The organism is Pseudomonas sp. CC11G (assembly GCF_056174845.1).
This window is the reverse complement of the sequence record NZ_JBWBZC010000014.1, coordinates 16,708-29,655: the sequence shown is the minus strand read 5'-3', so window position 1 is coordinate 29,655 and position 12,948 is coordinate 16,708. Positions and strand designations below refer to the sequence as shown.

Annotated in this window: 10 protein-coding genes and 2 pseudogenes; 7 read left to right on the top strand and 5 right to left on the bottom strand. The window is 62.6% G+C overall.

The annotated features are described in order from the left end of the window. Nucleotides 1–388: 388 nt before the first annotated feature. The 7 genes and pseudogenes from AC0V2S_RS17165 to AC0V2S_RS17135 form a co-directional block, all read left to right on the top strand. Nucleotides 389–1,348 carry an AAA family ATPase gene (locus AC0V2S_RS17165; RefSeq protein WP_475510783.1) on the top strand — a complete coding sequence of 320 codons (960 nt, stop codon included), beginning with the start codon at nucleotides 389–391 and terminating at the stop codon, nucleotides 1,346–1,348. Nucleotides 1,349–1,353: 5 nt separating this feature from the next. Continuing rightward, a complete protein-coding gene (locus AC0V2S_RS17160; protein WP_475510782.1) occupies nucleotides 1,354–2,298 on the top strand; it encodes a DUF58 domain-containing protein in 945 nt (314 codons plus the stop codon). Continuing rightward, the gene (locus tag AC0V2S_RS17155; RefSeq protein WP_475510781.1) at nucleotides 2,295–2,789 is read left to right on the top strand and encodes a DUF4381 domain-containing protein; all 495 of its coding nucleotides are present in this window, start codon (nucleotides 2,295–2,297) and stop codon (nucleotides 2,787–2,789) included. The genes AC0V2S_RS17160 and AC0V2S_RS17155 overlap by 4 nt, the downstream gene beginning before the upstream one ends. Then, entirely contained in the window at nucleotides 2,782–3,831 is a 1,050-nt protein-coding gene (locus tag AC0V2S_RS17150) for a vWA domain-containing protein (protein WP_475510780.1), read from the top strand. Before AC0V2S_RS17155 ends, AC0V2S_RS17150 begins: the two co-directional genes overlap by 8 nt. Beyond that, nucleotides 3,828–5,636 (top strand): VWA domain-containing protein, encoded by a 1,809-nt coding sequence (locus tag AC0V2S_RS17145; RefSeq protein WP_475510779.1) that lies wholly within the window; start codon nucleotides 3,828–3,830, stop codon nucleotides 5,634–5,636. The genes AC0V2S_RS17150 and AC0V2S_RS17145 overlap by 4 nt, the downstream gene beginning before the upstream one ends. Nucleotides 5,637–5,639: 3 nt before the next feature. Further along, complete coding sequence (locus AC0V2S_RS17140) at nucleotides 5,640–7,280, top strand: BatD family protein (RefSeq protein WP_475510778.1); 1,641 nt, start codon at nucleotides 5,640–5,642, stop codon at nucleotides 7,278–7,280. A gap of 157 nt (nucleotides 7,281–7,437) precedes the next feature. Then, nucleotides 7,438–8,604 (top strand): annotated as a pseudogene (locus tag AC0V2S_RS17135) (IS3 family transposase); the annotation flags it as partial. Nucleotides 8,605–8,681: 77 nt separating this feature from the next. Here AC0V2S_RS17135 and AC0V2S_RS17130 read toward each other — a convergent pair. The 5 genes and pseudogenes from AC0V2S_RS17130 to AC0V2S_RS17110 all read right to left on the bottom strand — a co-directional run bounded on the left by AC0V2S_RS17130 (nucleotide 8,682) and on the right by AC0V2S_RS17110 (nucleotide 12,947). Then, nucleotides 8,682–9,503 carry a cache domain-containing protein gene (locus AC0V2S_RS17130; protein WP_475510777.1) on the bottom strand — a complete coding sequence of 274 codons (822 nt, stop codon included), beginning with the start codon at nucleotides 9,501–9,503 and terminating at the stop codon, nucleotides 8,682–8,684. 102 nt (nucleotides 9,504–9,605) lie between these two features. Next, nucleotides 9,606–10,406: a cyclase family protein gene (locus tag AC0V2S_RS17125; protein ID WP_475510776.1), complete on the bottom strand. Its 801-nt coding sequence runs from the start codon at nucleotides 10,404–10,406 to the stop codon at nucleotides 9,606–9,608. Further along, a complete protein-coding gene (locus AC0V2S_RS17120) occupies nucleotides 10,390–11,388 on the bottom strand; it encodes an NAD-dependent epimerase/dehydratase family protein (RefSeq protein WP_475510775.1) in 999 nt (332 codons plus the stop codon). Before AC0V2S_RS17120 ends, AC0V2S_RS17125 begins: the two co-directional genes overlap by 17 nt. A gap of 10 nt (nucleotides 11,389–11,398) precedes the next feature. Next, nucleotides 11,399–12,381 (bottom strand): annotated as a pseudogene (locus AC0V2S_RS17115) (fumarylacetoacetate hydrolase family protein). Further along, nucleotides 12,378–12,947 carry a cupin domain-containing protein gene (locus AC0V2S_RS17110; protein ID WP_475510922.1) on the bottom strand — a complete coding sequence of 190 codons (570 nt, stop codon included), beginning with the start codon at nucleotides 12,945–12,947 and terminating at the stop codon, nucleotides 12,378–12,380. Before AC0V2S_RS17110 ends, AC0V2S_RS17115 begins: the two are co-directional and overlap by 4 nt. Between the last annotated feature and the right edge of the window lies 1 nt (nucleotide 12,948).

Genomic DNA, 12,948 nt, shown 5'->3' with positions numbered 1-12,948 from the left:
TCCGGATGTCGGAACGATCACCGCTCTCCTGAACGACTCTGGATTCCTGCCTGCGCAGGAATGACGGAAGTTGGGCGCAAACCTCCGTCGCCCCAGCGAAGGCTGGGACCCAGTGGTCCGGCATTCCGGATGTCGGAACGATCACCGCTCTCCTGAACGACTCTGGATTCCTGCCTGCGCAGGAATGACGGTGAAAACTTTCACACCATCGACATGCCTGCGCTGGAACGACGGTGTTGTGCGTGACCCGCCGCTCATTCCCCCCGCGCACGATAGCCGCCACTCCTCGTTATGCATTAAAGTGTCACGCCATTCGCAGCCACCCCGCAGGCCTAGCCGCTGGCTGTGAGCCGTTGCACCTCGTCAATCCGCCAGGAAACCTTCCACGATGGAACACCGCGAAGCGCTAGTCGCCCTGCGTCAATTTCTCTCCACGCAGATTCTGGGCCAGGAAAAACTCATCGAGCGGTTGTTGATTGCCCTCCTCGCCGACGGCCATATTCTGGTGGAAGGCGCGCCAGGTCTGGCCAAGACCAAGGCGATCAAGGAACTGGCAGAAGGCGTCGAGGCCGAATTCCACCGCATTCAGTTCACCCCCGATTTGCTGCCTGCCGACATCACCGGCACGGAAATCTATCGTCCGGAAACCGGCAGCTTTGTGTTCCAGCAGGGGCCGATTTTCCACAATCTGGTGCTGGCGGACGAAATCAACCGGGCCCCGGCCAAGGTGCAATCGGCGTTGCTCGAAGCCATGGCCGAGCGCCAGGTGAGTGTGGGGCGCAGCACCTACGATCTGTCGCCGCTGTTTTTGGTAATGGCCACGCAAAACCCGATTGAGCAGGAAGGCACCTATCCGTTGCCCGAGGCTCAGCTCGACCGCTTTCTGATGTACGTGAAAATCGGTTTCCCCGACGCCTCGGTGGAACGCAAGATTCTCCAGCAAGCTCGCGGCGAAGCCCTGAACGGTGAAACCAAGCCGGAACATAAAGTGAGCCAGCAAGCCATCTTCGCCGCGCGCAAAGAAGTGCTCGGCTTATATATGGCCGACGCGGTGGAGGAATACCTGGTGCAGCTGGTGATGGCCACGCGCACCCCGGCCAAGTTCGACCCGGAACTGGCCGAGTGGATTTCCTATGGCGCCAGCCCGCGCGGTTCCATTTCCCTTGACCGTTGCGCCCGCGCCCACGCCTGGTTGGCCGGCCGTGATTTCGTGTCGCCGGAAGATATTCAGGCCGTGCTGTTCGACGTGCTGCGTCACCGCATCATTCTGTCGTTCGAAGCCGAGGCCGCCGGTATCGACCAGGACCGGGTGCTGCAACGCATCCTCGATGTGGTTGCCGTGGCCTGATCGCCATGCAACCTATCGCCGCCAGCGAACCGGGCATTCGCGTCAGCCTGGCCGAACTGATCGACATGCGTCACCGCATTCGCGAAGTGCAGCTGTTTTCCACGCCGGCGCGGCGCAGCCCGCTGGTGGGTTTGCACCACTCGAAATTGCGTGGCCGTGGCGTGGACTTTGATCAGGTGCGCGTGTACCAGCCCGGCGACGACGTACGCACCATCGACTGGCGCGTAACGGCGCGTACGCAAGAGCCGCACACCAAGCTGTTCCATGAAGAACGCGAACGGCCGATTTTTATTCTGGTGGAGCAAAGCCAGCGGCTGTTTTTCGGCTCAGGCCTCGCCTTCAAATCCGTACTGGCCGCGCAAGTGGCGGCGCTGATTGGCTGGGCCGCACTGAGCCATAACGACCGCGTCGGCGGCCTGGTGTTTGGCGACAACGAGCACCACGAAATCAAACCCCGGCGCAGCAAGATGAGCCTGCTGCAATTGCTCAACCGCTTGGTGCGCGCCAACCAGAATCTTAATGCCGATATTCCCGCTGGCCGCGACACCTTCGGACTGGCCCTGCGCCGCGCCCGTGAAGTGTTGCGCCCTGGCAGCCTTGCGGTGGTGCTGTGTGATGAGCGCGCGCTGAACGACAGCGCCGAACAGCAACTCACCCTCCTCGCTCGCCACACCGATTTGCTGTTGCTGCCGATATCCGATCCGCTCGACCACGCCCTACCCGCTGCCGGCCTGCTGCAGTTCAGCCAGCGCAGCGCCTTGCTGGAACTCGATACCCACAACACCGAGCTGCGCGCGACCTATCACGCCCTCGGTGAAGCGCGGCAAACGCGCTGGCAAGTGTTGGCGCAGAAACTCGGAGTTCCGCTGTTTCCGCTGAGCACGATGAACGACCCGATTGAACAACTGCGCGACCACCTGCAAGCGCAGCGGCCGAGAAAGAAACAATGAATCCCCTCGACCAACTGCAACCGCTGATTGCCCCGCCGCCGGTTTCCTGGTGGCCGCCCGCGCCGGGCTGGTGGTTGCTCGTCGCACTGGTTCCCGTGCTGTTGTGGGGGTTGTGGCGCCTGCGTCATCGCCTGCCGCAACGCAATAAAAAGAACCAGACCAACGTGCCGCTGGACCCACTGCGCCTGGCCGCCCTGCAAGAACTCGGTCAGCTTAAAAAGCCCTACGACGGCGTTAACGCAGGCCCTTGGTTACAGCAACTGAATGCCCTGCTCAAACGCCTGTGCCGCAGCCATTACCCCAATAGCCAAAGCCACACCATGAGCGGCCGCGCCTGGTTGGCCTACCTCGACAATCGCTGCCCGGCTGCTGGCCTTACGCGCTGGATGATTCTGGTGGAAGGCGGTTACCGGCCGGAATCCAAACTCGACGACAAGGCCGTGGATGGCCTCAACCAAGCCGTCGACACCTGGATTCGCAAACATGTTTGAGTTCACCTGGCCCTGGCTGTTTGTGCTGCTGCCACTGCCGTGGTTGCTGCGCCTGGTATTGCCTGCGGCGGACAGCGGTGAAGCGGCGCTGAAGGTGAGTTTTCTCAATGAACTGGAAGGCCTCGCCGGCCGCCGCGCCCGCGCCAACCTGCCGGCCTGGCGGCAACAAGCGCCGTTCGCTTTGCTGTGGTTGTTGCTGCTGTGCGCGGCCGCGCGCCCGGCCTGGGTGGGTGAGCCGTTGCCGGTGTCGGCCAGTGGCCGCGACCTGCTGCTCGCGGTAGATGTGTCCGGCTCCATGGACTACCAGGATATGCAGTGGAACGACAACGACGTCAGCCGCCTGACCCTGGTGAAAAACCTGCTCGGCGACTTTATCGAAGGGCGCAAAGGCGACCGCGTGGGCCTCATTCTGTTTGGCAGCCAGGCTTATCTGCAGGCACCACTGACTTTCGACCGCCACACCGTGCGCATCTGGCTGGACGAAGCGCTGATCGGCATCGCCGGCAAAAATACCGCCATCGGTGATGCCATCGGCCTGGCGGTAAAACGCCTGCGCCAACGCCCGGCCAATAGCCGCGTGCTGGTGTTGGTTACCGACGGCGCGAGCAACGGCGGGCAGATCGACCCGCTTACCGCCGCACGGTTGGCCGCAGAGGAACAGGTCAAGGTCTACACCATCGGCATTGGTGCCGACCCGGAGCGCGGCGCCTTCGGCATGCTTGGTTTGAACCCTGGCCTGGACCTGGACGAAGCCACCTTGCAGAAGATCGCCGACATGACTGGCGGCCAATACTTCCGCGCCCGTGACAGCGATGAACTGACCCTGATCGAAGCCAGCCTGGACAAACTTGAACCCGTGGCCCAACAACCCACCATCGCCCGCCCGGCCCTTGAGCTGTATGCCTGGCCGCTGGCCGGCGCGCTGCTGATGAGCCTGATTCTGGTGGCCAATGCACTGTGGCCGCACCTGCTGCAAACCCGCCTGCAACAAGCCCTGCCCGCCCGGCCGAAATGGCGTCCACGTATGAGGAAGCGGCAATGATCGCCCTCTGGCCCCATTGGTTACGCCCGTTCTGGCTGCTGTTGCTGCCACTGCTGGTGTGGCTGCTTTGGCAACTCTGGCACCGCCAACGCCGTGCCGGGCGCTGGCAAATGCTGCTGCCACCGGCCTTTCATAAAGTGCTGCTCAGTGGCGGCAATCGGCGGGTCAGTCGGTTGCCGTGGATTGCCCTCGGGTTGTCCTGGTTGCTCTGTGTGCTCGCCCTCCTCGGCCCGAGCTGGCAGCACGTGGAACAAAGCACCCAGAAACGTGCTGACCCGCTGGTGGTCATGCTCGACATGACCCCGTCGATGCTCGCCGGCGACGTACAGCCCAATCGCCTGGAACACGCCAAGCGAAAAGTGCTCGACCTGCTGGAAGCGCGCCACGATGCGCAAACCGGCATCGTGCTGTATGCCGGCAGTGCCCACACCTTGGTGCCGCTGTCTGACGACCTGGGCACCGCGCGCAATCTTTTGGAATCGGTAAAGCCGGCGATCATGCCCGAAGCCGGGCGCCGCGCCGATCTGGCTGTGGGCAAAGCGTTAACCCTGCTCGACCAGGGCTCGCAGGGCAAAGGTCGCTTGCTGCTTATTACCTCGGGGCTGGATGACCAGGAACGCCAGGGCATTCGTCAGGCGCTGGGGAAAAACGGCAGTCGTCTGGAAATTCTCGGCGTGGGGTCTGCCCAAGGCGCACCCATCGCCCAGGAAGGCGGCGGTTTTCTGAAAGACGCCCAGGGCGGCATTTTGCTGCCGCGTCTGGACAGCGGCGGTCTGCGCCGTTTCGCCAGTGATCTGGGCGGCAACTACTTACGCTCACGCCTGGACGAGACCGACCTGCGCGACCTTGGCCTGCTGGAAAACACCGAAAGCCTGCGCGACAGCGAACCCACGCAACTGGAAACCTGGGCAGACCAGGGTTACTGGCTGCTCTTGCCTCTGTTGCTGTTGGCCGCCTGCGCCGGTCGGCGTGGCTGGCTATTCTGCCTACCGTTGCTGCTGATGATGGGCCCGCGCCCGAGCTACGCGTTCGACTTCACCGACCTGTGGCTGAACGCCGATCAGCAAGGTGCTCGCCTGCTGCATCAGCACAAAGCCGCTGAAGCCGCCGACACGTTCAACGACCCGAAATGGCAAGGCCAGGCGCTCTATGAAGCCGGCGACTACGCCGGCGCCGCCAACCGTTTTGCCACCGGTAAAAGCGCCGCCGACCACTACAACCGCGGCAACGCCTTGGCCCGCAGCGGCGAACTGGAAGCGGCGCTGGATGCCTACGACCAGGCCCTGGAACGCCAGCCCGATCTGCCCCAGGCACTGAAGAACAAAGCGCTGGTCGAAGACCTGCTGAAAAAACAGCAGCAACAGGAAAAAGAACAGCAGCAAAAAGACAAGCAGCAGCAAAAGCAGCAAGGCAAAAAGGGTCAGCAAAAGCAGCCCGACCAAAACCCCGGCAGCGACGCGGACAACAAACAACCGCCGCAACCGCAGCAGAGCCAGCAAGACAAGCAGGACGAACAAAACAAACAGCAAGACCAGCAGCAAGCCGGCCAACAAGGTGCCAAGCAAGACGCCAAAGCCGATCACCAGAGTGACCAGGCCGGCGGCGAAAGCGACGCCAAGCAAAACAAGGCCGAGCCAAAGGAAGGCGGCAAACCCCAGGCCGATGATGGCCAACAGCAGCACCTCGGCGCCGAACAGCGCCAAGCCATGGAGCAGTGGCTGCGGCAGATCCCCGACGACCCGGGTGAGCTGCTGCGCCGCAAATTCTGGTACGAACAGCAACAACACCAAGAACCCAGGAACTAGTTGATGACCCGTCTGTTTTGTTCCTTTTTGCTGTGCCTGCTGGCCATGCAGGCCAGCGCCGCCAACTTCACCGCCTCGGTGGATCGCAGCCGCCTGAGCGAAGGTGAAACCCTGGAGCTGTCGCTGGAATCCGACGATGCCACGCTGTTCGGCAAACCAGACCTGGCGCCGCTGGATGAAGCCTTCGACGTGCTCGGCACCCGGCAGATCAACCGCCTGACCACCATCGACGGCTCGGCCCGCGCCACCACGCGCTGGATTATCACGCTGCAACCCAAAGACGTCGGCACCGTGGTCATTCCGTCGATCAGCCTGGGCGACAACAAAAGCGAGCCCATTACCCTGCAAGTGATAAAGACCGAGCAGAACGCCGACAGTGAATCGGTGGCGCCGGTGTTTATCGACGCGAGCCTTGATGCAGACAGCGTCTACGTGCAGGCCCAGGCCATTCTGACCTTGCGCATTTACCACTCCGTGTCGCTCTACGACGACAGCGCCCTCACCCCGCTGCAAATCGGCAATGCGCGCATCGAATCGCTCGGCGACCCGCGCACCTACGAGAAAGAAATCAACGGCGTGCGCCATGGCGTGATCGAGCTGCGTTATGCCATCTACCCGCAGCAAAGTGGGGAGCTGGAAATTCCGTCGCTGGTATTCAGTGCCACGGTTGCCGACCGCAGCCAGAACAACAACACCTACCAACCCTTCGGCCCGCGCCCTGGGCGGTTGATGCGGGTTAAGTCGCCGGTAATTCCGCTGGAGGTGAAAGCCAAACCCGACGACTACCCGGCCGATGCGCCGTGGCTGCCGGCACGTGCTGTGGCACTTAACGAAGGCTGGAGCCCGGAGCCAGACAAAGCCCAGGTGGGCGATTCGCTCACCCGTAGCCTGACATTGAAAGTGGACGGCCTTTCCAGCGCCCAGCTACCGCCGTTGCCGGCGACTTCCGTACCTGGCCTGCGCCGCTACCCGGACCAGCCGCAACTGAGCAACAGCACCAATGAACGCGGCCTGATCGGCAGCCGTGAAGAACGCGAAGCCCTGGTGCCCAACCGCAGCGGGCGCATCGAGCTGCCCGCCGTGGACCTGGTGTGGTGGAACACCAAGGAAGACCGCCTGGAAACCACCAGCGTGCCGGCGCGCACTTTGATGGTCGCCAATAATCCGGCCATGGACGTGGAAGCGCCGGTGAGCACCGACAGCACCGAACCGCTGATTGAAGGCCCACCGTTGTGGCCGTGGCAGCTGGCGACATTGGTGCTGGCCCTCACCACCCTGCTCGGCTTTGGCCTGTGGTGGCATGCCCGTCGCCAGCCAGCGGTGTCGCGCACCACGCAACCGGGCCCCAGCCCACGCAGCTTGCTGGACGACCTCAAGCGCGCCTGCCTGGCCAACGACTCGCAAGCCACCCGCCAGGCGCTCGATGCCTGGGCGCGGCAACAGCCGGAAACCCTGGCCGATATGGCGGCGCGGTTTGTGCCGCTGTCGGAAAGCCTGGATGGATTGAACGGCGCGCTGTACAGCGAGAGTGGCCAATACTGGCAAGGCGAAGAACTGTGGAAAGCCATCCGCGCGTTGCCGGCGGCTGAAGCGCCAGCGGCGGCGCAGGAAACCAGTCCGTTGCCGCCGTTGTATCCACGCTGATTAAAGGCAAAAGCGACCCTCTCCCCTAGCCCCTCTCCCGCCAGCGGGAGAGGGGAACAGCCCGCGATTCGCCGATCCTGCGCGGTCGGCCTGAAGTGGCCTAATGATTCTGGACACCTCGATAGGGCGTTAAGATTCGCCCACAGCAGAGGTGGATATGAACAGAAGAGTGTTTAGTTCGGAATTCAAACTGGAAGCAGCGGGTCTGGTTGTGGACCAGGGATACTCGGTACCGGCAGCCTGCAAGGCGATGGGTGTGGGAGAAACTGCCATGCGCCGTTGGGTCGAACAATTAACGCTTGAGCGCAACGGCCGAACACCTGAGCGCAGCAAGGCTCTGACGCCTGAGCAGCGGCGCATTCAGGATCTGGAAAAGCAGGTTCGCCGCTTGGAGCAGGAGAAAGAGATTCTAAAAAAGGCTACCGCTCTCTTGATGTCGGGCGCGCTCGACTAGTTCACCTGGTCGAGGCATTGGGCGAGCAATACCCTTGTGCACTGCTTTGTCGCTTGTTCGAAGTGAACCGCAGCAGCCTCTATGCGGAGCGTCAGAGCCGCAAAAAGGAGTCGTTGCGGCGTGATCTTTTGCGCCAGCGTGCGATGACATTGCATGCTCAAAGCCGGCGATCTGCGGGCGCGAGGAGTCTTTCGGCGGCCTTGCACAAAGAGGGATTTAAGGTCGGGCGTTTTCTCGCTGGGCGTTTGATGCAGGAAGCCGGTTTGTTCAGTACTCAACATCGCCGCCATAAGTACCGTCAAGCAGACGGTGAAAGCGTTATTGCCACCAATGAACTGAATCGCCAGTTCACCACCAGCAAGCCAAACCAAGTGTGGTGCGGCGACGTGACTTACCTCTGGGCTGGCGCGCGCTGGATCTATCTGGCGGTTGTAATGGATCTGCATGCACGACGAATTGTCGGCTGGGCCATCTCTGATCGGGCGGACTCGCAGCTTACGAAACGCGCTTTGCGCGTCGCCTTTGAGGCTCGCGGATGCCCTCAAGGACTGCTTTTTCACTCTGACCAGGGCAGCCATTACAGCAGCTTGGCGTTTCGCCAATTGCTTTGGAGTTATCAGATTCGCCAGAGCATGAGTCGGCGGGGTAACTGCTGGGATAACGCACCTATGGAGCGTTTCTTCAGGAGCCTCAAGTCAGAATGGATCCCTTCGTTGGGGTATACAACGCAGGAGTTGGCCGAGCGCGATGTTCTGCGTTACATCACCGAGTACTACAACCATCAACGCCCACACAGCTACAACGAATACCAAACACCAGCAGCGCGCGAAGCGCTGGCTGGTTAAACCTAAACCGGTGTCTAGTTTTAGTTGACCACTTCAGCCCCCTCTCCCGCTTGCGGGAGAGGGCTGGGGAGAGGGCCAGCCGTTACGCGGTTACCCCGCAAATCACGGCTTGTAGTAACCCACCGCCACCAGATACTTGCCCACCTTACGCAACAACGCGTGCTTGGCTTCCACCTTGCTGGTCACCGGGTTCTTCCAGCGGTAGTCGTACCCGCCTTCGTTCTGCTTGGCCATCAACGCCAATATCGGCGCGCCAACCGGCTTGCGTTGCGGGTCTTGAATGGTGGCGAAGTCCACGCCCACCAGGCGCAGGTTGTAGCCGTGGGCGACGTAGCGATGGGTGGCCAGGTCGATCACAAACACATACAGGTCGTCTTCGTGGAAGTCGGGATCCAACCCGTTGATGGCCTTGAAGCTAGCGGCCGGGTCTTTTTCGATGGCCTGCGCGGCGTGGCTGAGCAACGCCTGCGCTTGCTCCGGCGAGGCCCGAGGCACGTACTCGCCCACGGCAATAACGCGGTCACCCACGCGCTGAAAATACGCGCGCTTGCGCTCGATCTTGCCATTGGCCCAGCTCTTCCAGCGGTACTCCGCCGTTTGCACGCCCGCATTGGCATCAGTCTTCAATGCCTGCTCGAAGGCACTGTGCAGTTCTGGCGGCAACACCGTGGAAACATCACGGCCAATCAGTACGGCCGAGGTGCCGCCGCTGGCGAGCATGATGCCGTGGGTGTCGACGACAAACACGTAGCGCTCAGCAGTGGTGAACTCACCCTGACGGCTGAAGGCGGCCAGCGCGGCATCGCCCTGCACCTGGTAATACTCCACCGCCCGTTGCAACAAGCCCTGGGCCGTTTCGGCCGCGCTCGCTGCCTGGGCAAACAGCACCACGGCTAGCACCACCAACGCTTTTATCGATTTCATCGCGGACTCTCTTATCAAATACGGTGACCCTAATGCCGGGCACGGCAATAGACCAATCACGAAAGTCGCTAGCCGGTAGTGGCGTTGGTTATGGCAGCGCACTCACTCGTTAAAAATCGCCACCGCACGCACAAACCCGGCAGAGGCATGTTTGATCTTGTACGGGAAGCACGACACCACAAAACCGGTCGCCGGCAGGCTCTCAAGGTTGGCGAGTTTTTCCATCTGCCCGTAGCCGATATCGCGCCCGGCCTTGTGCCCTTCCCAGATCAGCGACGCATCACCCGATGCAGCAAACCGCTCGCGGGTGTATTTGAACGGCGCATCCCAGCTCCAGGCATCGGTTCCGACCACGCGCACACCGCGCTCGAGCAAATACAGCGTGGCTTCGCGGCCCATGCCGATACCGGCGTCCAGATACCCAGGCTGGCCAAACAACGCGCCGGCGCGGGTGTTGATCAGCACGATATCCAGCGGTTGCAGCTGATGGTCGATGCGCACCAGCTCCGCTTCCACCTCGGCAGCCGTCACCACATGGCCGTCGGGCAGGTGGCGGAAGTCCAGCTTCACACCGGGTTGCAGGCACCAGTCCAGCGGCAGTTCGTCGATACCAAAAGCCGGCTTGCCGCCGTCGGTGGTCGAGGCGTAGTGCCAGGGTGCGTCCATATGGGTGCCGCTGTGGGTGGTGATCTGCAGGCGCTCGGCGGCCCAGCTTTCATTGCCCGGCATCTGCTCCAGTTGCAGGCCGGGGAACATCGCGGCCATCTCCGGCCAGCCTTGCTGGTGGTCCATGTAGTCGATCTTGGGCAACAACGGCGGCGGATCGGTATAGGGGTTGTTGTCCAGGGTGACGGACAAATCGACCAGGCGGCGTTTGGATTTCAATTCAGCGGCGTGCGACATGGGCAGGCGCTCCAGCTAATGACAGGGGCCGCGGGGCGGCAGGATTAAGGGCGTTGCGGATCAGGGCGGCGGCGTTGCCGTCGTGGCTGAAACCCAAGGCGCGGGCGTGTGGTGTTTTTAGCGGCGGCAAGCGCCCGAATAGCGCTTCAAGGTGTTCATCGGCGGCAAAGCTGATCAAGCTGCGGCGGTCTTCGCCGTAGGCGGTGGCCAGCGCATCCAGTACCTGGGCGATGGACAGGTGCAGCACCGGCAACTGCCACACCCGTTGCAGACCGAGTTCAGCGCCGTCCAGCTCGGCCGCGCGCAGCAGGTTGTTGACGCAGCAGCGCGCCGACATCCACCAGCACGTCGCCTCGGCTGCCACCGGGCAGCAATAGGGTTCGCCGGCCGCAAACGCGCGCAGCAGGTCGCTCATAAACGCCGAACGCAGGCCGTTGGGTTCCCGTGGCCGCGCGACGATACCGGGCAGGCGCAGCACCCGGCCGTCCACTTCGCCACGCCGCGCCAGGTCGTTGACCACCGACTCCACCATTGCTTTATGGGTGCCATACGACAGCTGCGGATTCACCTCGGCCTGCTCGGTCATCCGCGCCGGCAAGTCGCCGCCGTACACCGCCACGCTGCTGGCGTACACCAACACCGGTGGGCGGGCTTTATTGCGCAGTTGGTTCAGCAGTTCCAGGCTGGCCAGCAGGTTGACCTGATAGCCCACGTCGTACTGCGCTTCGGCGGCACCGCCGGGCACGCTGACCAGGTGAAACACCACGTCCACGCCATCGGCCAATACCCGGCGCAGCAACGCGGCGTCGGTGATATTGCCGGCTTGCTGGCGCACTCGAGGGTCGGCGGCAGGCTCGGCAAATTCGCGGTCCAGCAGCAACAAAGAGTCAATGGCTTGGCCACGCAAACTGCCGCGCGCCAATAGGCAACGCACCAGTTCACGGCCGACAAACCCGTTGGCGCCGGTGATCAGTACCCGCATACGCAGCTCCTCATGGCTTCGCCTGCACAACGCGCTGGTCGATGCCGCCAAACAGCGACTGACCGGCGCTATTCAGCACCTCCATCCGCACCCGGTCACCGAAGCGCATAAAGGCGGTTTGCGCACTGCCCTGCTCGATCATCTCGATGGCCCGACGTTCGGCAATGCACGCCGACCCCACGCTGCGATCGGCATTGGACACAGTGCCCGACCCAATCACCGTGCCGGCCCGCAACCGCCGGGTGAGCGCGGCATGGGCAATCAATTGCCCGAAGTGGAAATTCATCGCGCCGCCATGGGGATGGCCAAACCACTCGCCATTCCACTGCACCTGCAACGGCAGCTGCACGGCGCCGTCGCGCCAGGCATCACCCAGTTCCTCCGGCGTCAGCGCCAGGGGCGCGAAACTGCTGGAGGGTTTGGCCTGTAAAAAGCCGAAGCCGGTAACCATTTCCCGTGGTGCCAGGGCACGCAAACTGACGTCGTTGATCTGCACAATCAGCCTGATGTGCTGCAAAGCCTGCTCGGCGCTGCAGCCCATCGGCACCTCGTCGACGATCACGCCAAACTCGCCTTCAAAGTCGATGCCCTGGGCTTCGCTGGGTAGCGGAATGTCGTCACGGCCACCGAGAAAATCATCGCCCGCGCCCTGGTACATCAGCGGCGTGTGTTCGGCGCCGTCGATGGGTTTGAGGTTGAAGGCTTTTGCATCAGCGCGCCATGGCTCATAAAGGCCGAGCCATCGCACCACTGATACGCGCGCGGCAACGGCGCCATCGCCGCTGCCGGGTCGAACGAAAAAGCGTCCACTGCCCGGCCCGCATTAAGCTCATCGGACAGCAGACGCAAACGCGGTTCGGCGCTGGCCCAATTCTCCAGCGCCTGTTGCAAGGTTGGCGCAACCGGCGAGGCATCCAGCGCCCACTGGTTGTCGCGCGATATCAGAACCAGCTGGCCGTCACGGCCGCCGTTTTTCAGGGTGGCGAGTTTCATTGGCCGCCTCCCAGCTCTGCGGCAAAACGGCCGTCGAGCAAAATAAACACCATGCGTGCCATGGCTTCAGTGCGGTTGCTCCAGGCGTGGTTGGTGCCGCGCTGCACCACCACATCGCCGCGCTTGAGGTGCACCTCTTCCTCGTCCAGCACCAGCCACACTTCACCCTCGGTGACGATGCCGTAGTCGAGGGTTTCGGTGCGGTGCATCAGTTTGTGTTTGGAATCGGCCTGACTGGTGCCGGCATGGGCTTGGCCGATTTCGGCAAAGGCGGCGGCCGCGTCTTCAGGGCTGATCTGGTTTTGCAGGCTGTCCGGCGGAATATCCACCACACGGATCACGCTGCCCAAGGGGCTCGGGCTTAGCTGCAACGGTTTGGCGGTGGGGTCGCTGGCGTTGTCGAGCACGGCCGGGCTGGCGGTGCTGTTCCAGATTTCATAGAACACCGTGCCGGGCACGGCGGCTAACGGAAACACATCGGGCGTCGGCCCGCTGCTGGCGACCACGGCCTGGCCGCTGGCGTTATGGCCGGTGACGACGCGTTTGAACGATGGCAATTCGTGCAGG